This is a genomic window from Vibrio sp. R10-SF1-ISO8 (genome assembly GCF_059833805.1).
Map to the genome: position 1 here is coordinate 585,169 of NZ_JCBDHL010000021.1, position 25,395 is coordinate 610,563.

Consider the following 25,395-nt stretch of genomic DNA (forward strand, 5'->3'; position numbering starts at 1 on the left):
ACAATTCAGATCGAGTCGGCGCATGCTACCGAAAAGTGTGATTAAGTTCAAGATTGATACAGATATTGACTAATATTTGTGACAAATAATTGCTCTCAATAAAACTAGCAGCGTGATAACGGTGTGTTTACTTAATTGTTTTAAATAGACATAAAAAAACAGCCTCACGAGGAGGCTGTTTTTATTCGAAAAGCGAATGGCTAAAACTGAGGTTTAGTCATTGCTGCACCAGCTTGGTTGCGAGCGACTTGGCTACCAGCGCCGCGAGACTCGTAACGCTGTGCTTTAAACGGAGCTGCTATTACAGTGATTTCTTTCATTTCTGTACTACCAGGCGCTTTTGCCATAGCGGCAGACGCGTGACCTTTAAAGCTCTGTGCAACAACAATGTCTGAAGTTTCAGCTTTTACTTCTTCAGTAGGCTGCTTAACGTCAGGTGCTTCAACTTTAACTTCAGCTTGAACTGGTTGCTCAACGGTTTCAGCTACCGCTGCAACAGGCTCTGAGACAACTGCCGCTTGTGGTACTTCTACTTGTTCAGGTTGAGCTGCTACTGCAGTTTCTTTTACTGGTTCTTCAATGACAGGCTGCTCACGACGGACAATCACTTTACCCATCGCCATTTCTGGACATGCAAAACCACCCAATGAAGTCACTGTAGTCTCTACAGGCGCTTCTACCTTGTCAGCTTTTGATTGCTGCTTCGGTGCCGGTTTAGTAATACCGTAACTTGGCATCACTTTACCCATCGCCATTTCAGGAGATGCAACACCACCTTTACGTAGGCGGAATGGGTTAGGGCGGCGATCACGACCACGACGGCGACGTTGACCACTTGCACGTAGGTGACGTGGAGAACGACGGTTGCGGCGTTGTTTCGGCTGCTCTTCAGCGTTATCCGCTTCAGTATCCAGTGCTTTTTCTTCAACCGCTTCTGCTTTAGCTTCTACTGCAACTTGCTTTGCTTCTTCATCAGCTTTAGCTTTTGCAGCTTGGTCTTTAACTCGAACCTGCTTAGACAGTTTGCGACGTTGACGGCGCTCTTTTACTTTTGCCGCTTTTTCTTCCGCACGCTCTTTGCGTGCTTCAGGTTTATCGCCTTGCTGAGCGTCAGCCGCTAACTTAAGACCTTCTTCAGCTACCTTGCTAGGTTTAGCTTCGTCACGCTTATTACGGCGATCTTGCTTAGGTTTGCGATTTTGCTGTTTGCGTTCGTTAGGCTTCGTTTCAGTTGCTGCTTCATCACGCGTGTTTTTACGCTTGTTATCGCGTTTGTCTTCACGATTGTCGTTGCGGTTGTCACGATTACCACGACGGCGGTTATCGTTACGGTTGCGACGATTGCGGTTGTTGCGGCTACCTTCTTTGCGCTCTTTCGGTTTTTGCTCTTCTTGCTTCTCTTCTTCTTTAGCAGAACCAAATAGGAAGCCACCTAGAGCTTTGAAGAATCGACTTACGAGACCTGCTTGAGGTTCTTGTGATTCTTTCTTCTTCTCTGGTGCTTTCGGCGCTGGTTTAACAGGCGCTGGTGCAGAGTTGCTTGGAGACGCAAAGCCTTTCAGAGCTGGCTCTTCAATCTTCTTAGGTTTGGCTTCAGTTTCGACCGCTACCTCTTTACCTTCTGCTTCCTTCATCGCTTCTAGCTTCTTAGGAAGTAGGTAAGAAAGTAAGTCGAACTCTTCGCCTTCACGGACACGAATCACATCGAAATGCGGTGTTTCCATGTCTGAGTTTGGCACAACCGTGATCTTAACTTCTTGGATACGCTCAATATGGTTAACCGAACGACGTTTTTCGTTAAGCAGGTAAGAAGCAATCGGCACAGGCACAACAGCAAGAACTTGCGCTGTGTTGTCTTTCAGTGCTTCCTCTTCGATCAAGCGAAGTACAGAAAGTGCCAGAGATTCGTTGTCACGAACAACACCAGTACCACTACAACGTGGACAGATGTGGTGACTCGCTTCTGCTAGTGACGGACTTAGACGCTGACGAGACATTTCTAATAGGCCAAAACGAGAAATTCGACCAATTTGTACTCTAGCGCGATCCATACGAACAGAATCACGTAAGCGATTTTCAACTTCACGTTGGTGACGAACTGGCGTCATATCGATGAAGTCAATAACCACCAGACCACCCAAGTCACGCAGGCGAAGTTGACGAGCAATTTCTTCTGCTGCTTCTAGGTTGGTGTTTAAAGCGGTTTCCTCGATATCGCCACCCTTAGTTGCACGGGCAGAGTTGATATCGATAGAAGTCAGGGCTTCTGTTGGGTCAATAACGATAGAACCACCAGAAGGCAGGCGAACTTCGCGTTGGAACGCGGATTCGATCTGACTTTCAATCTGGTAGTGGCTAAACAGCGGTACTTCACCATCGTATTTCTTCACACGGCTTACGAAATCAGGACGAACTAGGCGGATATGGTCTAGTGCGCGCTCGTAAATTGTGTTGCTGTCGATAAGGATTTCGCCAATATCGCGACGTAGGTAGTCACGAATTGCACGAACAATCACGTTACTTTCTTGGTGAATCAAGAAAGGTGCAGCGTTTGAGTCAGAAGCTTGCTTGATTGCGCCCCAGTGGTTCAGAAGTACGTTTAAATCCCACTCTAGCTCTTCGGCACTTTTACCAACACCTGCAGTACGTACGATCAAACCCATACCTTGAGGTAGTTCTAATGTGCTTAGAGCTGCCTTAAGTTGAGTGCGCTCGTCGCCTTCGATACGGCGAGAAATACCACCGGCACGAGGGTTGTTAGGCATAAGAACAAGGTAGCTACCCGCAAGAGAAATAAACGTAGTTAGAGCTGCGCCCTTGCTACCACGTTCTTCTTTCTCAACTTGTACGATTACTTCTTGGCCTTCAGTTAGCACTTCTTTAATGCTAGGACGGCCTTGGTAGGTGTAACCTTCAGGGAAGTATTCGCGGGCAATTTCTTTAAGAGGGAGGAAACCGTGTCTTTCTGCACCGTAGTCAACAAAAGCCGCTTCTAGGCTTGGTTCGATGCGAGTGATACGTCCTTTGTAGATATTTGCTTTTTTAGATTCATGTCCAGGGCTTTCGATATCCAAATCATATAAGCGCTGACCATCAACCAAAGCAACACGCAACTCTTCTTTTTGAGTTGCGTTAATTAACATTCTTTTCATTGATAAATCTCGTTGTCATTCTTTTGTTTTTCTTGTCACTTCGATCGCTTTCAAGGTGCCTGATCCCATGGCTTAATCGGTGCAGCCTCCCGGCTGGAGGGATGCTCTGGGGCACTTCAGTCTCACAAACTTTTCTCGTTCAGCTTGTGCGCCGCATCGGCGGCGGTAAACACTCAACATGATGAGCGACGAGTAGGGTGACAAGTTTGTTAATCTCGAAAATGTCTTACGCCGTGTGCTGCATTTTGGTAAATTAACGGGCTACTCAATTTATTGCTCAAATATGAGGTGGTTTGTATAAAATGCAACCAAATCATATATTGCAGGTGTGAACTATAGCAGTACCCACTAAACTCAGCAATCTGCTTTATAATAAAACGCTAAAAAAGCTGATTTTATTTTTTGTAAGTAACTGTTTTATAGGTTTAATTAGAGATATTTTTGAAAATTGTAATAAAACTGATGGATTTTTATTCGTAGCAGAATTTGAATCCACTCTTATCGAGCAATTTTCCATTTTGTTGCGAAGAAAATGTGAATCTGCGCAACTTAGAGTGTTAGAATAAGTTCATGAGTGAAATTAGAACAAAAGTCCAACTCGTCGACATTGACGACGACATGGCAGGGCAGCGTATTGATAACTTCTTACGCAACCAATTGAAAAGTATCCCTAAAAGTATGGTTTACCGTATTTTGCGTAAAGGCGAAGTACGAGTGAACAAAAAGCGCGTAAAAGCGGAATATAAGCTCCAGGCTGGCGATCTTGTCCGGATTCCACCGGTTACTATTGAAGATAAGCCTGAAGAAGTTGCACCGAGTACCAAGCTAAATAAGGTCGCAGAGCTTGAAAATATGATCATCCATGAAGATGACCATATGTTAATCCTTAACAAACCTTCAGGAACCGCCGTTCACGGTGGTAGCGGATTAAAGTTTGGTGCGATTGAAGCACTTCGTGCTCTGCGCCCTCAAGCAAGGTTTCTAGAATTAGTGCATCGTATTGACCGAGACACGTCTGGCATTTTACTGGTGGCAAAGAAACGTTCGGCATTGCGTCATTTGCAAGCCCAGTTTCGTGAAAAGACAGTACAGAAGTACTATTTTGCACTGGTGATGGGCGAATGGAAAGCGAACTGTAAAAAGGTTAACGCCCCTTTGCTTAAGAACGAAGTGAACAGTATTGTGCGAGTAAACCCCAACGGTAAACCTTCGGAAACAAGATTTAAGATCATTGAGAAGTTTGCCAATGCAACGCTGATTCAGGCGAGTCCGATTACAGGTCGTACGCACCAAATTCGCGTTCATACCCAATACACGGGTCACCCAATTGCATGGGATGATCGCTATGGCGACCGACGATTTGATGCCTATACGGGCAAAGTTGGCTTAGACCGCTTATTCCTTCATGCGGCTAATATTAAGTTCCAACACCCATCAAATGATGAGTGGATGGAAATTGACGCGCCGATGGAGCCAAAGTTGGAAAAAGCGCTAGCGGGGCTGCGTAAGCTATAAAAATGGGAACGGGCTGCGCCCTACGAGAACACTGCGTTTCGAGAATCGAGAGCGAACTTCGTCCTTCGAGATGCCTTCGTGGCGAATATGTCGAGAGTTGCTGGCAGTGTTGTCTTCTGTTTTAGCGTAATAATCTAAAACTAAAATAATGGGTTGAAGCTATGTGCCAACCCTTTAAACTTTTCTCGCTTCTCGCTTCTCGCTTCTCGCTTCTCGCTTCTCGCTTCTCGCATCCCGCTAAAGCACCTCAACCCCTTGTGCGGCGAGCATATCAATCAAATCAATCAGTGGCAGTCCAACTAAGGTGTTTGGATCTTTACCTTCCAATCGTTCAAACAGAGCAATACCTAATCCTTCGCTTTTAAAGCTTCCCGCACAGTAAAAAGGTTGCTCTTTATCTACATAATTTTCGATCTGCTTTTTGCTTAGAGCTTTAAAGTGGACCGTAAAGGTATCGACCTTGATGTCGGTGAGCCCGGTATGAGTATTGTGCAGAGCTAAGCCGGTATAAAACTGAATAGATTGACCGCTTTGATCAAGCAGCTGACCAATCGCCTTTTCGCGTGTATGGGGCTTACCGATGATGTTGCCGTTAATTACGCAAACCTGGTCGCTACCAATGACTAAACTTGGCTGACTCACTGAGCAAGACTCGGCTTTACCCTTGGCTAGCCTTTTAACCAACTCAATTGGCGCTTCATTCTCTAACGGAGTTTCATCGAAAGCAGGAGAAGCTGTCTCAAATTCTATTGCTAGTTTATTGAGCAGTTGTTTACGATATGGCGATGTAGAGGCTAAAACTAGTTGGTAATTCGGCATTTTTCTTTACAATCAAAACAAGAGTTGGTGAGAGCTTAATGTATATTACGTCTTAGATACTAGCTCTCAAGCTGATAAGGAAAAAAAGTACATTTTTTTGCCCTTTTTCTTTGACTATAAACGATTTGGAAGATAGAATTCGCGCCCTATGCAAAAGGTAAAAATACCGCGTACGATTGATCCGTCACGCGCTGCTCAGAAGCGACTAGATGTTGAAGGTATTATTCAAGTTAGTCTCTTCAAGCGCTTAGATGAATCAGTTGAAGGCGTTAAACGCGACGCCCAAGTGTCACTGTCATTTGACTTAGATGAGCAGCGACTCGTTGTTATCTCTGGTAAAGCTAACATCGAAGTCGACTTAGAGTGTCAGCGCTGTAATGAGGTTTTCGCACATGAGTGCGAGGTCCAATTCACTTATACACCTTACAAAGGTGAAAAGACTGAAGAGGAAGCACCGGAAGAGTACGATTTGGTAGATCTGAACGAGTACGGTGAGTTAGACCTAATACAGTTAGTTGAAGACGAGTTCATTCTAAACTTGCCTCAAATAGCAATGCACGATGAAGCGGACTGTAGCGTTGATTCAGATAATATGGTGTTTGGTGAACTTCCAGAAGAAATTGTGGAAGAAGAAAAGAAGCCGAATCCATTTGACGTTTTAAAAAGCTTAAAGAAGTAATTCTTTAATACTTACATAGGAGTAGGGTCAATGGCCGTACAAAAGAGCAAGAAATCTCGTTCAATGCGTGGTATGCGTCGTTCACACGATGCCCTAACTACAGCTGCACTTTCTGTAGACGCAACTTCAGGTGAAACTCACCTGCGCCACAACGTAACTGCTGAAGGTTACTACCGTGGCAAAAAGGTTATCAACAAGTAAGGTTGACCTTTGCAAAATATAACCGTTGCACTTGATGCAATGGGCGGGGATTTCGGTCCTCGCGTCACAGTGCCTGCCGCCGTGCAGGCACTGTCGCATTTCCCAGAGCTAAAAGTGATCCTTATTGGTGATCAAAACGCGATCACATCTCAATTATCTTCTCTTGGTTACCAGCCAGATGCTCGTTTGAGTATTGAACACGCTGACCGAGTGATTTCCAACACAGAAAAACCTTCCCTCGCACTCCGTAACAATCAAGGCAGCTCTATGGGCATGGCGATTGATCTTGTCGCCGACAGTCATGCCGATGCATGTGTTAGCTGTGGAAACACAGGTGCGTTGATGGCTTTATCACGATTTAAGTTGAAATTGCTACCGGGCATCGAACGCCCTGCGCTTATCTCTGCATTACCGACCGCTTCAGGTGGTAGAACTTGGATGTTGGACTTAGGGGCCAATGTATCAAGTGATGCGGATTCGTTGTTTCAATTTGCCGTAATGGGCAGTGCGCTTGTAGAGCAGTATGTGGACAAGCCACCTCGAGTAGCCATTCTCAACATAGGCGCTGAAGAAATAAAAGGTAATGACCTCGTCAAGCGCTGTGCAGAAATGTTGGAAAATACTCGTTCGGTGAACTTTGTTGGCTATATTGAAGGTAACCAATTACTCCATGATGCCGCAGACGTTGTTGTTTGTGACGGTTTTGTGGGCAATGTTTGTCTAAAAGCATGTGAAGGCACCGCGCAACTTTTTATCGATAAGTTGAAATCGAGTATGATGACCTCATCTATAAAGGGTTGGATTGCAAGAAAATTGTTTTCCGGACTATTTAATGAACTAAAAACATTGAACCCCGACCAGTATAACGGCGCAAGTTTGCTAGGATTGCGCGGCATTGTCATAAAAAGCCACGGAAGTGCTGATGTAGACGCAGTCATCAATGCAATTGGTGAGGCGCTACATGAGGTCAAACGACAAGTACCAAGCCGTATTAGCGATCGTTTGGAAGCGGTTTTACTCGAGAGGCATTATTAGTCTTCATGTATAGCAAAATTTTAGGTACTGGCAGCTACCTGCCATCTCAGGTGCGTTCAAACGCAGACTTAGAGAAAATGGTAGATACAAGTGATGAGTGGATTGTAACTCGTACGGGTATTAAAGAGCGACGCATTGCAGCTGAAAACGAAACAGTTGCAGACATGGGTTATCAAGCAGCCAAAAATGCTATCGAGATGGCAGGTATCGATAAGAACGATATCGATATGATTCTTGTAGCGACGACTAGTGGTTCTCACGCTTTCCCATCAGCAGCATGTCAGGTCCAAGCGCTTCTCGGTATTAAGCATTGTCCTGCGTTTGATATGGCTGCGGCATGTTCAGGGTTTGTTTATGCCTTGTCTGTTGCTGATCAGTACATCAAAACAGGTCACTGTAAGAATATCCTAGTGATCGGTGCCGACGCTTTGTCTAAAACCTGTGATCCTAACGACCGTTCAACGATTATCCTTTTCGGGGATGCAGCGGGTGCCGTTGTCGTTGGTGCGAGTGAAGAACCAGGTATCTTATCAACAACGATTAACTCTGATGGCCGTTTTGGTGAGCTATTAAGCCTCAAATTCCCAGACCGCCATGAGAAAGTGCCAAGTGAGTCGGAGCATAGCGAAGATATCAACAGCTGGCTGCATATGGCTGGTAACGAAGTATTTAAAGTCGCCGTTACTCAGCTTTCTCGTCTAGTAAAAGAAACACTAAAAGAGAATGATATGGACAAGTCAGAGTTAGACTGGCTAGTTCCTCATCAAGCAAATCTACGTATTATTTCCGCGACAGCTAAGAAGCTTGCGATGCCGATGGAACAAGTAGTCGTTACATTGGATCGCCATGGCAACACGTCTGCGGCAACAGTGCCAACAGCACTTGATGAAGCGGTACGTGATGGGCGAATTAAGCGTGGTCAAACACTGTTGCTTGAGGCATTTGGTGGTGGCTTTACTTGGGGCTCAGCTCTCGTTAAGTTCTAAGCTATAGAATTCAAAATTAAGATGCCTTGATGGGCATCTTTTCTTTCTTCTTTTAAATAAAGAAACGGTTTTAAGGAAAAGAAAATGAGCAAGTTTGCTATCGTATTTCCAGGTCAGGGCTCACAAGCTGTGGGTATGCTTGCTGAACTTGGCGAACAGTTTGAAGTCGTTAAACAAACATTTGCAGAAGCATCGGAAGCACTAGGCTACGACCTATGGGCTCTAGTTCAGAATGGCCCTGCAGAAGATCTCAACCAAACACACCGTACTCAACCAGCACTGCTGGCATCATCTGTTGCGATCTGGCGTGTATGGCAAGAGCAAGGCCTAGAGCAACCAGCTAATCTAGCGGGTCACAGCTTGGGTGAATACTCTGCACTAGTATGTGCTGGCGTGATTGACTTTAAGCAAGCGATCAAACTGGTTGAACTACGTGGTCAACTAATGCAAGAAGCGGTTCCGGCTGGAACAGGTGCAATGTACGCGATCATCGGTCTTGATGATGACGCTATCGCAAAAGCTTGTGAAGAAGCAGCGCAAGGCGAAGTGGTTTCACCGGTAAACTTCAACTCGCCTGGCCAAGTTGTGATTGCAGGTAGTAAAGATGCAGTAGAGCGCGCGGGCGCACTATGTAAAGAAGCCGGTGCTAAGCGCGCGCTTCCACTTCCGGTTTCAGTACCTTCTCACTGTGCATTGATGAAACCTGCAGCAGACAAGCTAGCAGTAGCACTAGAAGAGATTGAATTCAACGCACCTCAATTCCCTGTTATCAACAACGTTGACGTAGCCGCGGAAACTGATCCTGCGAAAATCAAAGATGCGCTTGTTCGTCAACTACACAGCCCAGTTCGTTGGACTGAGAGCGTGCAACTGATGAGCGAGCAAGGCGTAGAGAAGTTACTAGAGCTTGGCCCTGGTAAGGTTCTAACTGGCCTGACAAAACGAATTGTTAAGACACTAAGTGGCGCAGCAGTGAATGATGCTGCATCTCTAGAAGCTGCTAAGTAATTAAAGAACATAGGAATAAAGAACATGATGAACCTAGAAGGTAAGATTGCTCTAGTCACTGGCGCAAGCCGTGGTATTGGTCGTGCAATTGCTGAACTATTGGTTGAGCGTGGTGCGACAGTAATCGGTACTGCGACTTCTGAAGGCGGCGCGGCTGCAATCAGCGAGTACCTTGGTGAAAATGGTAAAGGTCTAGCACTTAACGTTACTGACGTTGAGTCGATTGAAGCGACACTAAAGACCATCAACGATGAGTTTGGTGCGATTGATATCCTAGTGAATAACGCAGGTATTACTCGTGATAACCTACTGATGCGTATGAAAGATTCAGAGTGGGATGACATCATTGATACCAACCTAACGCCTATCTTCCGTATGTCTAAAGCTGTGCTTCGCGGTATGATGAAGAAACGCGCTGGTCGTATCATCAACGTAGGTTCTGTTGTTGGTACTATGGGTAACGCGGGTCAAGCAAACTACGCTGCAGCAAAAGCGGGCGTAATTGGTTTCACTAAATCTATGGCACGCGAAGTTGCTTCTCGTGGTGTAACTGTTAACACCGTTGCACCTGGCTTTATCGAAACAGACATGACTAAAGCGTTAAACGAAGAGCAACGTGCATCGACTCTTTCTGCAGTCCCTGCAGGTCGTTTAGGTGATCCGCGTGAAATTGCATCGGCAGTAGTATTCCTTGCTTCTCCTGAAGCGGCATACATTACTGGCGAAACTTTGCATGTAAATGGCGGCATGTACATGGTGTAAATCGCTTACCTTGCAGAATTAGTGAACTTTTTCATTAAATTTCATTCAAATTTCTGCGGGCAGAGTGAATTTGCACTTAATGTCACCAACTTGGCTATTTATTGTCATTAAAATGGCCTATAGTTTGAGATTCTTGATATAAACGTGCGCAAGATTTGTGCATGATTTAAGTCAAAAATGTATTGAATTTCGGTTAAAATCGCTAAAATTGTGGTTTGACCAGCAAGGTCCCTCTTGCAACTTTTGGTAGTTCGAATAAACTACTGAATCATCGCATTAGGCGAAATCTGTAAAGGAAAAGAAAAAATGAGCAACATCGAAGAACGCGTAAAGAAAATCATTGTTGAACAGCTAGGTGTAGACGAAGCTGAAGTTAAGAACGAAGCTTCATTCGTTGACGATCTAGGTGCTGATTCTCTAGACACTGTTGAACTAGTAATGGCTCTAGAAGAAGAATTTGACACTGAGATTCCAGACGAAGAAGCTGAGAAAATCACTACTGTTCAAGCTGCAATCGACTACGTAAACAGCGCTCAGTAATATCTCTCCCAGGCGGCCTTCTGGCCGCCTGTGTTCTCTTTAACCCTTCTATCCTTCCATAGAATCATTTCAATTCCGGAGAATAATATCGTGTCCAAGCGTCGTGTTGTTGTCACTGGCATGGGTATGTTGTCACCGGTAGGCAACACCGTAGAATCATCTTGGAAAGCCCTGCTAGCAGGTCAAAGCGGTATCGTGAATATCGAGCACTTTGATGCTGAAAACTTTTCTACTCGTTTTGCGGGTCTAGTAAAAGGTTTTGACTGTACTGAATACATGTCTAAAAAAGATGCACGTAAAATGGATCTATTTATCCAATACGGCATTGCAGCTGGTATCCAAGCTCTAGATGACTCTGGTTTACAAATTAACGAAGAAAACGCTGCTCGTGTTGGCGTAGCAATCGGTTCAGGCATTGGTGGCCTAGACCTTATCGAAGCAGGCCATACTGCGCTTGTTGAGAAAGGTCCACGTAAAGTGAGCCCGTTCTTCGTACCATCAACCATCGTAAACATGGTTGCAGGAAACTTATCTATTATGCGTGGTCTTCGCGGTCCAAACATCGCGATCTCGACGGCGTGTACAACAGGTCTACATAACATCGGCCATGCGGCTCGTATGATTGCATACGGTGATGCAGAAGCTATGGTTGCAGGTGGTGCAGAGAAAGCGTCTACACCTCTAGGTATGGCAGGCTTTGGTGCTGCGAAAGCACTTTCTACTCGTAACGACGAACCACAAAAAGCTTCTCGTCCATGGGATAAAGACCGTGATGGTTTTGTTCTTGGTGATGGCGCAGGCATGATGGTTCTTGAAGAATACGAGCACGCAAAAGCTCGCGGTGCAAAAATCTACGCTGAGCTTGTCGGTTTCGGTATGTCTGGTGATGCTTACCACATGACGTCTCCAAGTGAAGACGGTTCAGGTGGTGCACTAGCTATGGAAGCGGCAATGCGTGATGCAGGTATCACAGGTACTCAAGTAGGCTATGTGAATGCTCACGGGACTTCTACACCAGCTGGTGATGTCGCTGAAATTAAAGGCGTTAAACGTGCGCTAGGCGAAGAAGGTTCTAAGCAAGTTAAAGTGTCTTCAACTAAGTCTATGACTGGTCACTTGCTTGGTGCTGCGGGTTCTGTAGAAGCGATCATTACGGTGATGTCTCTGGTTGATCAAATGGTTCCACCAACAATCAACCTAGACAACCCTGAAGAAGGCTTAGATATTGACCTAGTTCCGCATACTGCTAAAGAAGTTTCAATGGATTACGCTATCTGTAACTCATTCGGCTTCGGTGGTACTAACGGCTCACTAGTGTTTAAAAAAATCTAAACAAGCGCCTGAATTAGACTAAATAAACGGCTTAATGCTTTGGCATTAAGCCGTTTTGTTATTTAATGGTCTCTTAAAACTTGGCGGTCAAGCAAAGGTGATAAAAAGGATTTCGCATGTTCATAGTCAATGGTGTCTGTTGTGAGTCAATCTCGGTGACAGATCGTTCGTTTCAATATGGTGACGGCTGTTTTACCACTATGCTGACACGAGAAGGGCACATCGCTCATTGGTCAAAGCATGTTGACCGTATGAATGCTTGTTTGGATGTGTTAGAGATATCCCGCCCTGATTGGACTCAAGTTGAAAGTTGGTTGGCTCAGGCAGTTCGCAACGACCGAAAAGCGGGGTTAAAACTGCATATCAGCCGCGGTACAGGGGGAAGGGGATATAGCCCTACTCATGTAGCCTCACCAAATGTTACTATTAGCGACTTTATTTATCCTGCTTACTATGAACAATGGAGTGAGCAAGGAATTGAACTGGGTATCTGTGAGCGACGACTTGGTCATAGCCCCTTATTGGCGGGGCACAAACATAACAACCGTCTTGAGCAAGTGTTACTTAAAGCTGAGCTAGAGCAGCATTCGTTTGCTGACGGGATCGCGCTTGATATTGATGACAACGTGATTGAAACCACCATGGCAAACTTGTTTTGGGTAAAGGGGGCAACACTGTTCACCCCTAGCTTAGATAAAGCAGGTGTCAGCGGAGTTATACGACGCGTTGTATTGGAATGGGCGCAGGCAGAGGGGATTGAAACTCACATAGGGGAGTATAAACTCTCTGATTTACGTAATGCTGATGAAGTGTTTATGACCAATTCCATCATAGGCGCAGCGCCGATTTGTGCTATTGATTCACACCAGTTTGATATTGGAAAAACAACTAAACGAATTCAGGAGATGATCGACTCGTGATTAAAAAAATCACGCTCTTTTTGTTGTTAGTGGCTGCATTGGCAGCGGGCGGCTATGTGTATGTCGCTAAACAAGTAGAGCAGTACGTAAACCAGCCTCTTCAAATCGAGCAGTCACAGATATTTACCATCGCTTCCGGAACGAGCTTTAATCGTGTCCTTGAACAGCTTACCGAGTCTAAAATGATCACTGGTAGTGATGTGGTTAAACTTGTTCGTCGATTCCACCCTGAACTGACACAATTACGCGCCGGAACCTATTTATTGGACTCAGGTTCGACTCTCAAATCGACGTTAGAGCAATTTAAGCAGGGTAAGGAACACCAATTTTCGATAACTTTCGTCGAAGGCTCTACGTTTAAAGAGTGGCAGCAAATCATCGACAATGCACCATATTTGGAGCATGAGTTAGATGGATTAAGTGAAGCTCAGATTGCGCAAAAACTCGGCGTGCCACACGAAAAGTTAGAAGGGTTATTGCTAGCAGAAACCTATCACTACACCTTCGGTGCATCTGATCTCGATATTTTGAAGCGCGCTGCTGACAAACTGCAAATGGTGCTTGATGAGCATTGGGCAACTCGCCAAGAGAAATTGCCACTAAAATCCTCATATGAAGCGCTTATCTTGGCTTCAATTATAGAGAAAGAAACCGCGGTAGAGTCTGAACGTGAGCGTGTTGCGGCAGTATTCGTTAATCGTTTAAACAAGCGGATGCGATTACAAACCGACCCAACCGTCATCTACGGGATGGGAGAAAAGTACGATGGGAATATTCGTAAGAAAGATCTTCGAACGCCAACACCATACAATACCTATACGATTTTCGGCTTGCCACCAACACCTATCGCAATGCCAGGGGAAGCTTCTATTCAAGCTGCTCTTAACCCAGAAGACAGTAATTACCTTTACTTTGTCGCAAGTGGTAATGGTGGACATGTGTTTTCTAAAACATTGGCTGAACACAACCGAGCAGTTCGCGCATATTTAAAGCAATTAAGAAGTAAGAAATGAAAAACGGCAAATTTATCGTCATTGAAGGCCTAGAAGGCGCAGGTAAAAGTACAGCGATTAAGGCGGTACTTGAAACGCTAACAAATGCCGGTGTTGAGCGCATCCAAAATACACGTGAGCCAGGTGGGACCGCTTTAGCTGAACAATTACGTACTTTGGTTAAACAAGAGCACGAAGGCGAAGAGCTGCAAGATATGACAGAGCTGCTGCTGATGTATGCAGCGCGAGTCCAATTAGTTGAGAACGTGATTAAACCTGCACTTGCTTCTGGTAGCTGGGTCGTTGGTGATCGCCACGATATGTCTTCGCAAGCTTATCAAGGTGGCGGGCGTCAGATACCGCGTGAAACCATGACTGCGCTTAAGCAAACTACACTTGGTGAGTTTAAGCCTGATCTAACGATCTATCTTGATCTTGATCCGCGAGTTGGCCTTGAACGTGCTCGTGGTCGCGGAGAATTGGATCGCATAGAGAAAATGGACATGAGCTTTTTCGACCGCACGCGTGAGCGTTACCTTGAACTTGCAGAGAATGATGAGTCAGTCGTTGTGGTCAACGCAGAGCAAAGTATTGACCAGGTCGCTGCAGACATCTCAGCAGTAGTGAGCAATTGGGTGAGCGCATAGCATGAATGAGCTATACCCGTGGCTCTCTCCATTATGGACAGAGTGGCAATCAAACCTTCAAGCGGATCGGTTTTCAAATGCCGCTTTATTGATTTCTGAAGAAGGGATGGGTTCCGAGCGCTTAGTAGAGCATTTTAGCCGAGCGGTGATGTGTCAGAACTATCCCGCAGAAGCGTGCGGCTTTTGCCATGGTTGCCAACTGATGGAGTCTGAAAGTCACCCAGATTTCCATGTTGTTAAACCAGAGAAGCAGGGTAAGGCTATTACAGTCGAACAAATTCGCCAGTGTAATCGAATCGCTCAGGAATCTTCACAGCTTTCCGGGTTAAGGTTATTTGTTATTGAACCTGCAGAAGCCATGAACGAATCGGCTGCGAACGCCTTGCTGAAAACGCTTGAGGAGCCCTCTGCAACCTGTATGTTCTTGCTGGTCTCCCACCGTAACAACGCCTTGCTGCCAACTATCACTAGCCGATGCCAACAATGGCACCTTACTGCGCCCGAGTCTTCATTGGTGGCTGGTTGGTTAAGTGAGCAAGCAAATAAGCCAGTGCCTGCTTACGCGTCTCACATAAATGGTAATGCCCCGTTAGCCACGCTTGATTTCGTTAATCAAGATAAAGTGTCGCAGTATCTATCAATAGAATCGCAGCTCATCGCACATTGTCAGAATCAAGCGGATGTGACTAAGCTTGCTAAAGAGTTAGCGTCAGAGCCGACTGAATACTTAAGTTGGTTATGGTACCTGCTCACTGATGCGCAGAAAGTGCATTACGGTTTGGCGATGCCCTTCTTTACGCCGGGCGCTGCGCAGTTAGCGAAGGTTGTGGGTTACCAATCTATGTATGTTCAGTCTCAGGAGTTATTAAAACTCTCCGAACAATTAAGAACACATACCGGGCTAAATGCTGAGCTTCTGATTTTGGATTGGCTTTTCAAATTTAACGGGGAAACATGTTTGTAGATTCTCACTGTCATCTAGACAAATTAGACTATCAAGATCTTCACCAAGGTATTGACGATGTGGTTGCTAAAGCTAAAGCAGCTAATGTGAGTGAGTTGCTCTCAGTCGGCGTTACTCTGGACTCTTTTCCTAATATGTTGGAGATGATAGAGCCTTATGACAACATTTACGCTTCTTGTGGTGTTCATCCATTAGATGTAGAGAGTGATTTCGCTCTTGATCGTTTACACGAGTATGCATCACATCCAAGGGTGGTGGCGGTTGGTGAAACTGGGCTCGATTACCATTACCAGCCTGAAACGGCTGAGCTGCAAAAGCTGAGGTTTGAGCAACAAGTTGAATTGGCGGTTAAGCTGAATAAACCGCTGATTATACATACACGTAACGCGCGACAAGATACGTTGGATATTCTCAAAAATGGTAAAGCTGACCAATGCGGCGGTGTGATCCACTGTTTTACAGAGGACTTAGCGTTTGCTGAAGCTGCGATGGATCTTGGTTTTTATATCTCGATTTCTGGGATTGTCACTTTTAGGCAAGCTACAGAGCTGAAAGAAGTGGTAAAAGCGCTACCGCTTGAAAGATTGCTTATTGAAACTGACTCGCCATATCTCGCACCCGTGCCTCATCGTGGAAAACAGAACCAACCTGCGTATGTTGTCGAGGTTGCCGCCTACATTGCACAGCTTAAAGGGTGTTCATTGGGCGAAGTTGGAGAAAAGACCAGCGAAAACTTTAGAAATCTTTTTTTGAGATAGAAAATGAGTTTTGTATAAAAAAGGAGCTTCGGCTCCTTTTTTTTGTAATCAGCGTCACAGGCAAACGTTTTTTGGCCGTTGTTTACTAAAAATGTTGAAGTTGAGAGCTAAAAAAACTACCCATGTAATTTTGTTACATAAAATAACAACTGTATCTATTTTATTTACCCATCAAAATTAATCGATAGATTTAATATTATCAATAAAAACAGTATGTTGAAGAATTGAAATGCATTTCAGACAGCGCTTTTGATTGTGATCTAGCTATTAGTTTGAAACTAAATTTCGTAACTCGGTAGAAAGATTGATCACCAACAAGATATATTTAGAGGCAGAAAATATAGTGACATAAGTGGTTACATTTTTTCTGGGTGCTAACATTTAAGGCTACGGGGGTGTGCCGTTAGAGCCCAATAATTCTTATAACTTTTCAGGAGCATAAACATGTTTAAGAATCTTTTTGCTAACCTGCAAAAAGTTGGTAAAGCTCTGATGCTACCAGTATCGGTTCTACCAGTTGCAGGTATTTTACTAGGTGTCGGTGCTGCCGACCTAAGCTTCATTCCAGAGATCGTTTCGAACCTAATGGAACAAGCGGGTGGTTCAGTATTCGGTCAAATGGCACTGCTATTTGCTGTGGGTGTTGCACTTGGTTTTACTAACAACGACGGTGTAGCAGGTCTTGCTGCTATCGTCGGTTACGGCATCATGACTGCAACGCTAGGCGTTATGGCTGGTGTTATGGGTGTTGAAAAAATCGATACAGGTGTACTAGGTGGTATCCTTGTCGGTGGTGTGGCTGCTTGGGCATTCAACCGCTTCTTCAAAATCCAACTTCCAGAATACCTTGGTTTCTTCGCTGGTAAGCGTGCTGTGCCAATCATCACTGGTTTCACTGCTATCGGTCTTGGTATCGTTCTTTCTATCGTTTGGCCACCAATTGGCGGCGCGATTGCATCTTTCTCTGATTGGGCTGCTCACCAGAACCCACAAGTTGCATTCGGTATCTACGGTATCGTTGAGCGTTCTCTAATCCCGTTCGGCCTACACCACGTTTGGAACGTACCATTCTTCTTCGAAGCGGGTACTTGTGTTAACGCTGCAGGCGAAACTCAAAACGGCGTACTTACTTGTTACCTAGTTGCTGATGAAGCATCTCGTGCTGCTGGTAATGGCTTCGGTCAGCTAGCTGGTGGTTACATGTTCAAAATGTTCGGTCTACCTGCTGCTGCTATCGCTATCGCTCACTCTGCTAAGCCAGAGAACCGCGCGAAAGTAATGGGTATCATGGCTTCTGCTGCACTGACTTCATTCCTAACAGGTATCACAGAGCCAATCGAATTCTCATTCCTATTTGTTGCTCCTTTACTATACGGTATCCACGCTCTTCTAGCGGGTTCTGCATACGTTGTTGCTAACACTCTAGGTTTTGTACACGGTACTTCGTTCTCACACGGTCTAATCGACTTCCTAGTTCTGTCTGGTAACTCTCAGAAAATGGGCCTAATGGTCGCTGTTGGTCTTGTTTACGCTGCAATCTACTACGTAGTATTCCGCGCTGTAATCAAAGCAATGGACCTTAAGACTCCTGGTCGTGAAGACGAATCTGAAGAAGCTGCTGTTGCTGCTGGTTCAGACATGGCAGGTGAGCTTGTTGCAGCATTCGGTGGCAAAGCAAACATCACTGGCCTAGACGCATGTATCACTCGTCTACGTGTAGCAGTTGCTGATACAGAAGCTGTTGACCAAGACAAACTAAAACAGCTAGGCGCAGCAGGCGTAGTAGTTGTAGCAGGTGGTGTTCAGGCTATCTTCGGTACTAAGTCTGACAACCTGAAAACTGAAATGGATGAGTGGATCCGTAACCACGGTTAATTCCCACTGACTCATCTAGTTTGAAAAAGGAGGCTTCGGCCTCCTTTTTGTTTTTGGAACGGGAGCGCTTCGCTTATGGAACGGGCTTCGCCCTGCGAGAACACTGCGTTTCGAGAACTGGGAACTGACTTCGTCCTCCGAGAGGAGGTTGTTGGTGTCTTATCTCAAGTTGTTGACACTAACTATTCCTGAATAGCAAAATCATCCCGCATCCCGCATCCCGCATCCCGCATCCCGCATCCCGCATCCCGCATCCCGCATCCCGCATCCCGCATCCCGCATCCCGCATCCCGCATCCCGCATCCCGCATCCCGCATCCCGCATCCCACCTTCTGTCTTTATCCTCACCTTTCTCTGACATCTTTTCCCGACAAATACGGATAATTGCACGCTGTTTTATTTTGTAGTAAATGGCATAAGCATGAAGAAATATGGAATCTCCAGTTTAGTTGGCGTTATAGCGATGGTGAGTGGTGTTGCTGTAGCGGCGGAAGAGCCTAAATCGACAGATCTGTCGGTAGGTATGGCCTTGGACCAAGGTTTGAGCGTTGTTGTAGAACTAGATAATCAGTACCGCTTTATTGCAGGTAATGACGGAGGTGCATTTGATTACATTCTTGCTCGCGGCGAGTTCGATGCGAATACTCCTGTGAGTTGGTATGTTGGTGCTGGTGCCTGGAGTGAGTGGGATGGTAAAGAGTTTGGTGCTCGCGTCCCGCTAGGATTGAATTGGAATTTGAGCAAAGGCTGGAACATGTACGGCCAAGTGCACCCAGAACTAAATCTATATGGCGGCCCAGAGCTGCAAATTGGTGGTGCACTAGGTGTGAAATACTCGTTTTAATCGCTATGCCTAGCTTAGGCTTAACAGTCGGATGATAGGAAACTTAAAAGCGAACTGTTAGGCCTAGGTTTGCAGAAAACTGATTCATCCAGTCAGTTTTGAATTTGATCACGCACGAGTTCTCTCCGGCTGTCAAATTGCACACACCACTGGTGTCGTTGTCAACAACCGTCCCCAACCAGCGAAGCTGGGTATTGAGTGCTACAGTATTTGAGAACTTGTATTCAAAGCCGCCAAATATACTCGCTGAAAACCCTAGCTCCTTATCAACCCAATCTGCGTCGATATACGATCCCCCCAAACCAATCCCTAAGTAAGAAGAAAACTTATCTTCGATGGGGTAGTAAACACTACTCTGAAAATGTAAGTAATGGATGGTGCTACTCGCATTGGTGTTTTCTACGTCTGTGCTTTGCGTTGAGTAGAATAAGCCAAGTCGTCCTGTGTCAAAATCAGTTTCAACCGAGAGCGCGAAACTCTCAGAGCCTTTCAGGTCGAGTTCTTGTTGTTTTTGGTCTTCAACGCTACCACCTGCTGTGTATCCAACCCAAGGGGAAAGGTAAACCTCAGCAACTGCAGAAGTGCTCAGGACAGACAAAAACAACGTCAAAGGTATTATTTTCATAGCGTTCATTTTTTATCCTTCATTTGGTAACCATATGCTACTAATTGTGACGCTAACGTCATAATTCCGCACGAAAAATAGGTATTAATTGAAGATACCTCACAAGGATGTTATTACTTTGTTACACAATAAGGAGGTGTCTATGGAACACAATCTAAAATTTGCGCTAGTGATTACGGCCGTTATCTTTGCTGTTTTGCTAGGTTTTGGTATTACAGCAATTACTACTGCGTAGCCTATCAATGAAGAATTGCGGTGTTATTACCAACGCTGCTGTACAACTTGACGCTCAACGACTAAAAAAGTACACCGGCGGTAAAAATGCATTGGTTGCTCAAGGGGGTGGCCAAAGAGGGATTTTTACGTCTGGTGTGCTTGATGCATTCCTTCTATCTAATTTTGACCCATTTCATTCTTTCTATGGCACTTCGGCAGGTGCTCTTAACTTGTGCGCATTCTTATGCCGCCAAAGAGGAATAGGGCAATCCTTTATTCTTGATCTTACGACAGATCCAGAGTTCTTCCATTTGTTTCGTTATATCCGACATAAAAAATACATGGGGTTAGACTGGGCACTCGATAAGATCTGTGAATATCCCTATCGACTTGACATTGATATGGGAAAGAAAGTGCTCGCTCATCGTCAGGCTTATGCTGCAGTCACAGAGACCAATAGGCTGTCTGACCATTACCTCCCTATGTTGCAAGATGACTGGAAAAAAGTACTGATCGCTACCTGTGCGATTCCCCGTTTGTACGATCAACCTGTACGGTTTGCTCATGGGGAGTATGTAGATGGTGGTGTTTCTGCTTCGATCCCTGTTCAGGAAGCATGGCGCAAAGAAGCTCGTTGTATTGTCGTGATTCGTACCGAGGGAGAGGATTTGACGACGGATACGCTTGAGGTTAATCAAGAGCCTCCCGTCGAGTGGTTGCGTGATTCGTTCAATGTGATCCAAGATCACTGGCAAGAAAAGTTAACTCGGTGGAAGCAAGACTGGAGTTCGTTTTTTAGCGATCAAGTGCAGAAGTCTCGGCAGGAAAAAACTGAACAAACGCACTTAGAAGCCTTAAACGGTGGACGCTGGTTGTTTGGTGCTGATGATATTTACCGCTTAAGTCATCTGCTGGGAGATAAGTTTGATTCGGGATTAGCAGATATGCTGATGGTGCATTATCAGACTTATTCATTGACTCAAGACTTTTTGCACTCACCGCCGGATGATTGTTTCATCATCCAGATTAAACCCGATCAACCTTTGCGTTCTAGTTCCTTGATGAGTGAACGAGAGGATTTGCTCCATGATTATCAAATTGGGCTCGATGCAGGTTTTCGTTTTGTCGATACCTTTTCCCAATGTATTGCTAAATCCACTTTCTCCCTAAAATGCTAAAGGGAGCACCATGCTCCCTTTGTTGTCTTGAGGCCTTAACTTACGCGGCAAGAATTCGCATACAGTTAGTCGAGCCGACGACGTCCATCACATCCCCTTGGGTGATAATCACCAGATCGCCATCATCAAGAAGTCCTTTCTGTTTTAAGGTTGCCACAGCCGCTTCTGCAGTTTCTAATCCGATATCTGACTTGTCATCAAAAAACACAGGGAAAACGCCTCTATAAAGCGCAGAGAGGTTCAATGTGCTCTCATTACGAGAAAGAGCGAAGATAGGTAGCCCAGAGCTTAAACGCGACATCATTAGCGCGGTACGGCCAGATTCGGTGAGAGTGACAATCCCTTTGACTCCGCGCATGTGGTTGGCTGCAAACATGGTTGACATGGCAATGGTCTCTTCGCCTGTTTCAAACACGGAGTCCATACGATAACCAGAGCGGTTAACCGCCGACATCTTTTCTGCACCTAAGCAGACTTCAGCCATAGAGCGCACTGTTTCTAATGGGTATTTACCCGCTGCCGTTTCACCAGAGAGCATCACTGCATCAGTGCCGTCTAATACCGCGTTGGCTACATCCATAACCTCTGCACGAGTCGGCATAGGGTTTTCCATCATCGACTCCATCATCTGTGTTGCGGTAATGACAGTTCGATTGAGGGCGCGTGCGCGGCGAATCAGCTGTTTCTGCACCCCGATAAGTTCTGGGTCACCAATTTCTACCCCCAAGTCGCCGCGCGCAACCATCACGGAGTCTGAGGCAAGAATAATGTCGTCAATGTTCTCTTGGCTTTCTACGGTCTCTGCGCGTTCTACTTTCGCCACTAAGCGCGTTTGTAGCCCTGCGTCTGTCGCGAGCCTTCGCGCGTATTTCATGTCTTCGCCATTTCGTGGGAAAGAGACGGCCAAATAGTCAACTTTGATTTCAGCCGCGAGTTTAATGTCATTTTTATCTTTTTCGGTCAGGGCTTCCGCGGACAAGCCACCACCTTTTTTATTGATGCCTTTGTTATTCGACAAAGGCCCACCAATAATCACCTTAGTTCTTACTTGCGACTCGTTAACGCCCATGACTTGTAGCTGAACACGGCCATCATCAAGTAATAAAATATCACCTGCAGATACATCGTTCGGTAGCTCTTTATAGTCAAGCCCGACAGCATCTTTATCACCTTGACCCGCTTCGAGTTTATTATCTAGGGTGAAAATATCACCGATGCTGAGTTGAACCTTGCCCTCTTTGAAAGTAGAGACGCGGATTTTGGGGCCTTGCAGATCGCCAAGAATGGCGACATGAGTGCCCAATTTTGCGGCGATGTTACGAACTCGAGTAGCGCGCTCTCTATGATCATCTGCGGTTCCGTGAGAGAAATTCATTCTCACCACGTTGACGCCAGCTTCTAGAATTGCTTCAAGTACACCAGGTTTATCGGTAGAAGGTCCAAGAGTAGAGACAATTTTTGTTCTTCTTTGGATTGAGGTCATTCGGAGCTCCTTGATTGATGTTGCCGCAAGATGAATTGTATGCGGCATTTATACCAACCAGAACAAATATCTGGTGATTCTTGCTGGTTAAAATCACTCATAGCGGTGTTATAGATTTTGTAGGTAGAGCAACTAGCTATCTGCAATCTATGCCTTGCTCTAAGCGATTTTTCCTGCGCAATTATCTGATCAGCTATTTATCCCGATTGGTATTATGATTCAGTTTCCATTCCTAAATGTATTAGTATTAAGTATATACAGGCCTAGCATCTGTGCTGATAATTCAGATGACAATCTTGTGTACGACTTTGAAAAGGTGATGGAAGACATATTTATTTATGCAAAAAAATAGGAATGGATTTGTGATAAATCCTTCGCTATTTGATTAGGTACACAAACAAACATGTTTATACGTGACACTTGTCACGGCAATCTATCAAAGCTCTTCACAATTACTTCGCAAAGTAAAAAAATTACCATGTTGTTGATATTCGGAGCACTCCATGTACATGGCTCAACCTGGCCATATTGATCATATCAAGCAGGTCAATGCTGGCCGTGTATATAAACTCATTGATCAAAAAGGCCCAATTTCTCGTATCGATCTCTCGAAGCAGAGTGAGCTTGCGCCTGCAAGTATTACTAAAATTACCCGAGAGCTGATTGAGGCACACCTTATTCATGAAACGACGGTTCAGGAAGCGACCAGTCGTGGCCGTCCTGCTGTCGGTTTACAAGTGAATAACGAAGGTTGGCAGTTTTTGTCGATGCGTCTGGGGCGCGGATATCTGACGATTGCACTGCACGAACTTGGTGGTGATGTCCTGATTGATACCAAAATCGATATCCATGAAGTCGACCAAGACGATGTGTTAGCCCGCCTATTGCATGAAATCGATGAGTTTTTCCAAACTTACTCTGAGCAGCTTGACCGTGTGACCAGTATTGCAATCACGCTCCCTGGCTTGGTCAATTCGGAAAGTGGGGTTGTGCTGCAAATGCCTCACTACAATGTCGAAAACTTACCACTTGGCCCTGAGATTTATAAAGCGACCGGGCTTCCGGTCTTTATTGCTAACGACACGCGCGCATGGGCACTAGCAGAGCGTCTATTTGGGCATTCTCAAGAGAACGAAAACTCGGTTCTCATCTCAATACACCATGGTTTAGGGGCGGGTATCATTCTTGATGGACGTGTTCTGCAAGGTCGCCATGGTAATATTGGCGAACTCGGACATATCCAGATCGATCCTAATGGTAAGCAGTGTCACTGCGGTAATCGTGGCTGTTTGGAGACGGTGGCAAGTTCGCAAGCGATTCGCAATGAAGTTGCTGAACGAATCGCTCAGGGGGAAGCCTCATCATTGTCTGACATTGAAGAAATTTCGGTGGAAGATATCTGTGAAGCTGCTGAAAATGGCGATCCTTTAGCGGTCAATGTGATTGAAAAACTCGGTGGTTACTTAGGATCGGCGATCGCGATTGTGATTAATCTTTTTAACCCTGAGAAAGTGTTGATCGGCGGCGCGATTAATCAGGCCAAAGAGGTGCTTTATCCTGCGATTCAAACTTGCATCGAAGAGCAATGTTTACCCGTTTACCATCAAGACTTAGAGCTGGTGGAGTCGCGTTTCTACAAGCAAGCTACTATGCCTGGCGCTGCATTGATTAAGCAAGCCTTGTATGACGGCCTGCTATTGATGAAAGTAATAGAAGGATAGTGTTTTCTGAGCTGTTGCTCTCCTTTATCTTTCTAGTAAACCCATATAATCTTGAATGATATATGGGTTTATTTTTATCTTAGTCTTGCTATAGACTATTTTTGTTATATACACATTTGTTGGGAAGCAGTATGTCTGGAGTATTAAATACCGTCGATCAGCGAACTAATCTTGTCGGTGAAAACCGGTTGGAGCTGTTGCTGTTTAGTTTGAATAGCCGACAGGTCTTCGCCATCAACGTGTTTAAAGTGCGTGAGGTCATTAAAGTTCCACCACTGACTAAAATGCCAGGCTCTCACCACCATATTACCGGTGTTGCTTCTCTGCGTGGTGTTTCTGTTCCTGTGATTGATTTACGTGCAGCAATTGGTTTCCCTCCATCTCGCCTTGATAACCAAGAAGAGAACCTCATCATCACTGAGTACAACCGTACTGTTCAAGGCTTTCTTGTGGGTCAGGTTCGAAACATCATCAATACTGCATGGACAGAGATCCAGCCGCCGCCGAAAACAGCAGGAAGAGCGAACTATCTCACTGCAATTACGCAAATTAAAGACGGCAAAGGCTCTGAAATTGTTGAGATTATTGATGTAGAGAAAGTACTCGCACAGATTATTGATTACGATATTTCAATTTCTGAAGGCGTTTTAGACAACAACTTAGTCAATGAGATGGTGGGGCGTAATGTCCTTATCGTTGATGATTCTTCAACGGCGCGTTCTCAGGTTAAGGGCACGCTTTCACAGTTAGGGCTGAATATCATTGAATGCCGAGATGGTCTTGAAGCGCTGAATTTGCTTAAGTCTTGGAGTGATGAAGGGAAGAATGTGGTTGAAGAATTGCTGCTCATGATCACCGATGCCGAAATGCCAGAAATGGATGGTTATAAGCTGACTCATGAAGTGCGCTCAGACCCAAGAATGAAAGATCTCTACATTACGCTCAATACGTCACTGAGTGGCAGCTTTAATGAGGCGATGGTAGAGAAGGTAGGCTGTGATCGCTTTATCTCGAAATTCCAGCCAGACTTGCTTGTAGAAGTCGCTCAGGATCGATTAAGAGATATATTATCCTGATAATACTTGTTAACACTTATTGCTGATGCTTATTTATTGCATTGCTGCTATAGTAACCAAGTTATTT

At 45.2% G+C, this 25,395-nt stretch carries 24 protein-coding genes; 20 read left to right on the forward strand and 4 right to left on the reverse strand.

Going from position 1 to position 25,395, the window contains the following annotated elements:
* Positions 1 to 200: 200 nt before the first annotated feature.
* On the reverse strand, positions 201 to 3,152 hold the full coding sequence (gene rne, locus AC6R00_RS20790) for a ribonuclease E (RefSeq protein WP_500641763.1): 2,952 nt from the start codon (positions 3,150 to 3,152) through the stop codon (positions 201 to 203).
* A gap of 570 nt (positions 3,153 to 3,722) precedes the next feature.
* On the opposite strand from rne, the gene rluC reads away from it, so the two are divergent.
* Positions 3,723 to 4,667: a 23S rRNA pseudouridine(955/2504/2580) synthase RluC gene (gene rluC, locus AC6R00_RS20795; protein WP_500641764.1), complete on the forward strand. Its 945-nt coding sequence runs from the start codon at positions 3,723 to 3,725 to the stop codon at positions 4,665 to 4,667.
* Positions 4,668 to 4,904: 237 nt separating this feature from the next.
* On the opposite strand, the gene AC6R00_RS20800 is transcribed toward rluC, so the two are convergent.
* Entirely contained in the window at positions 4,905 to 5,486 is a 582-nt protein-coding gene (locus tag AC6R00_RS20800) for a Maf family protein (protein WP_500641765.1), read from the reverse strand.
* A gap of 148 nt (positions 5,487 to 5,634) precedes the next feature.
* On the opposite strand from AC6R00_RS20800, the gene yceD reads away from it, so the two are divergent.
* From yceD to AC6R00_RS20875, 15 genes are all read left to right on the forward strand, one after another.
* Positions 5,635 to 6,165, forward strand: a complete 531-nt coding sequence (gene yceD / locus AC6R00_RS20805; protein WP_004746543.1) for a 23S rRNA accumulation protein YceD — start codon at positions 5,635 to 5,637, stop codon at positions 6,163 to 6,165.
* Positions 6,166 to 6,195: 30 nt separating this feature from the next.
* Positions 6,196 to 6,366, forward strand: a complete 171-nt coding sequence (gene rpmF / locus AC6R00_RS20810; protein ID WP_004414666.1) for a 50S ribosomal protein L32 — start codon at positions 6,196 to 6,198, stop codon at positions 6,364 to 6,366.
* 9 nt (positions 6,367 to 6,375) lie between these two features.
* Positions 6,376 to 7,401, forward strand: a complete 1,026-nt coding sequence (gene plsX, locus AC6R00_RS20815; RefSeq protein ID WP_500641766.1) for a phosphate acyltransferase PlsX — start codon at positions 6,376 to 6,378, stop codon at positions 7,399 to 7,401.
* 5 nt (positions 7,402 to 7,406) lie between these two features.
* Positions 7,407 to 8,387, forward strand: coding sequence for a beta-ketoacyl-ACP synthase III (locus AC6R00_RS20820; RefSeq protein ID WP_500641767.1), 981 nt, complete (start codon positions 7,407 to 7,409; stop codon positions 8,385 to 8,387).
* A gap of 84 nt (positions 8,388 to 8,471) precedes the next feature.
* Positions 8,472 to 9,395: an ACP S-malonyltransferase gene (gene fabD, locus AC6R00_RS20825; protein WP_500641768.1), complete on the forward strand. Its 924-nt coding sequence runs from the start codon at positions 8,472 to 8,474 to the stop codon at positions 9,393 to 9,395.
* A gap of 27 nt (positions 9,396 to 9,422) precedes the next feature.
* Positions 9,423 to 10,157: a 3-oxoacyl-ACP reductase FabG gene (fabG, locus tag AC6R00_RS20830; RefSeq protein ID WP_004746550.1), complete on the forward strand. Its 735-nt coding sequence runs from the start codon at positions 9,423 to 9,425 to the stop codon at positions 10,155 to 10,157.
* 306 nt (positions 10,158 to 10,463) lie between these two features.
* Positions 10,464 to 10,697, forward strand: a complete 234-nt coding sequence (gene acpP / locus AC6R00_RS20835; RefSeq protein ID WP_004406112.1) for an acyl carrier protein — start codon at positions 10,464 to 10,466, stop codon at positions 10,695 to 10,697.
* 90 nt (positions 10,698 to 10,787) lie between these two features.
* Complete coding sequence (fabF, locus tag AC6R00_RS20840; protein WP_500641769.1) at positions 10,788 to 12,029, forward strand: beta-ketoacyl-ACP synthase II; 1,242 nt, start codon at positions 10,788 to 10,790, stop codon at positions 12,027 to 12,029.
* Positions 12,030 to 12,145: 116 nt separating this feature from the next.
* The gene (gene pabC, locus AC6R00_RS20845; RefSeq protein WP_500641770.1) at positions 12,146 to 12,949 is read left to right on the forward strand and encodes an aminodeoxychorismate lyase; all 804 of its coding nucleotides are present in this window, start codon (positions 12,146 to 12,148) and stop codon (positions 12,947 to 12,949) included.
* Complete coding sequence (gene mltG, locus AC6R00_RS20850) at positions 12,946 to 13,962, forward strand: endolytic transglycosylase MltG (protein WP_500641771.1); 1,017 nt, start codon at positions 12,946 to 12,948, stop codon at positions 13,960 to 13,962. Before pabC ends, mltG begins: the two co-directional genes overlap by 4 nt.
* Complete coding sequence (gene tmk, locus AC6R00_RS20855) at positions 13,959 to 14,588, forward strand: dTMP kinase (RefSeq protein ID WP_500641772.1); 630 nt, start codon at positions 13,959 to 13,961, stop codon at positions 14,586 to 14,588. Before mltG ends, tmk begins: the two co-directional genes overlap by 4 nt.
* A gap of 1 nt (position 14,589) precedes the next feature.
* Positions 14,590 to 15,552 carry a DNA polymerase III subunit delta' gene (holB, locus tag AC6R00_RS20860; RefSeq protein WP_500641773.1) on the forward strand — a complete coding sequence of 321 codons (963 nt, stop codon included), beginning with the start codon at positions 14,590 to 14,592 and terminating at the stop codon, positions 15,550 to 15,552.
* On the forward strand, positions 15,543 to 16,310 hold the full coding sequence (locus AC6R00_RS20865; RefSeq protein WP_500641774.1) for a TatD family hydrolase: 768 nt from the start codon (positions 15,543 to 15,545) through the stop codon (positions 16,308 to 16,310). The genes holB and AC6R00_RS20865 overlap by 10 nt, the downstream gene beginning before the upstream one ends.
* 444 nt (positions 16,311 to 16,754) lie before the next feature.
* On the forward strand, positions 16,755 to 18,185 hold the full coding sequence (gene ptsG / locus AC6R00_RS20870; RefSeq protein ID WP_500641775.1) for a PTS glucose transporter subunit IIBC: 1,431 nt from the start codon (positions 16,755 to 16,757) through the stop codon (positions 18,183 to 18,185).
* A gap of 421 nt (positions 18,186 to 18,606) precedes the next feature.
* Positions 18,607 to 19,029 (forward strand): hypothetical protein, encoded by a 423-nt coding sequence (locus AC6R00_RS20875; RefSeq protein ID WP_500641776.1) that lies wholly within the window; start codon positions 18,607 to 18,609, stop codon positions 19,027 to 19,029.
* A gap of 43 nt (positions 19,030 to 19,072) precedes the next feature.
* Here the strand turns inward: AC6R00_RS20875 and AC6R00_RS20880 are convergent, their stop codons facing one another.
* Positions 19,073 to 19,663, reverse strand: a complete 591-nt coding sequence (locus AC6R00_RS20880; RefSeq protein WP_500641777.1) for an outer membrane beta-barrel protein — start codon at positions 19,661 to 19,663, stop codon at positions 19,073 to 19,075.
* 133 nt (positions 19,664 to 19,796) lie between these two features.
* Between AC6R00_RS20880 and cydH the strand changes: the two genes are divergently transcribed.
* Positions 19,797 to 19,889, forward strand: coding sequence for a cytochrome bd-I oxidase subunit CydH (cydH, locus tag AC6R00_RS20885; protein ID WP_004746619.1), 93 nt, complete (start codon positions 19,797 to 19,799; stop codon positions 19,887 to 19,889).
* A 7-nt stretch (positions 19,890 to 19,896) separates the two neighbouring features.
* The gene (locus AC6R00_RS20890; protein ID WP_500641778.1) at positions 19,897 to 21,048 is read left to right on the forward strand and encodes a patatin-like phospholipase family protein; all 1,152 of its coding nucleotides are present in this window, start codon (positions 19,897 to 19,899) and stop codon (positions 21,046 to 21,048) included.
* 40 nt (positions 21,049 to 21,088) lie between these two features.
* Here the strand turns inward: AC6R00_RS20890 and pyk are convergent, their stop codons facing one another.
* A complete protein-coding gene (gene pyk, locus AC6R00_RS20895) occupies positions 21,089 to 22,531 on the reverse strand; it encodes a pyruvate kinase (RefSeq protein ID WP_004746621.1) in 1,443 nt (480 codons plus the stop codon).
* Positions 22,532 to 23,034: 503 nt separating this feature from the next.
* Between pyk and mlc the strand changes: the two genes are divergently transcribed.
* Both mlc and AC6R00_RS20905 read left to right on the forward strand, forming a co-directional pair.
* On the forward strand, positions 23,035 to 24,252 hold the full coding sequence (mlc, locus tag AC6R00_RS20900) for a sugar metabolism global transcriptional regulator Mlc (protein ID WP_500641779.1): 1,218 nt from the start codon (positions 23,035 to 23,037) through the stop codon (positions 24,250 to 24,252).
* 131 nt (positions 24,253 to 24,383) lie between these two features.
* A complete protein-coding gene (locus AC6R00_RS20905; protein WP_004746626.1) occupies positions 24,384 to 25,328 on the forward strand; it encodes a chemotaxis protein CheV in 945 nt (314 codons plus the stop codon).
* Positions 25,329 to 25,395: the final 67 nt, after the last annotated feature.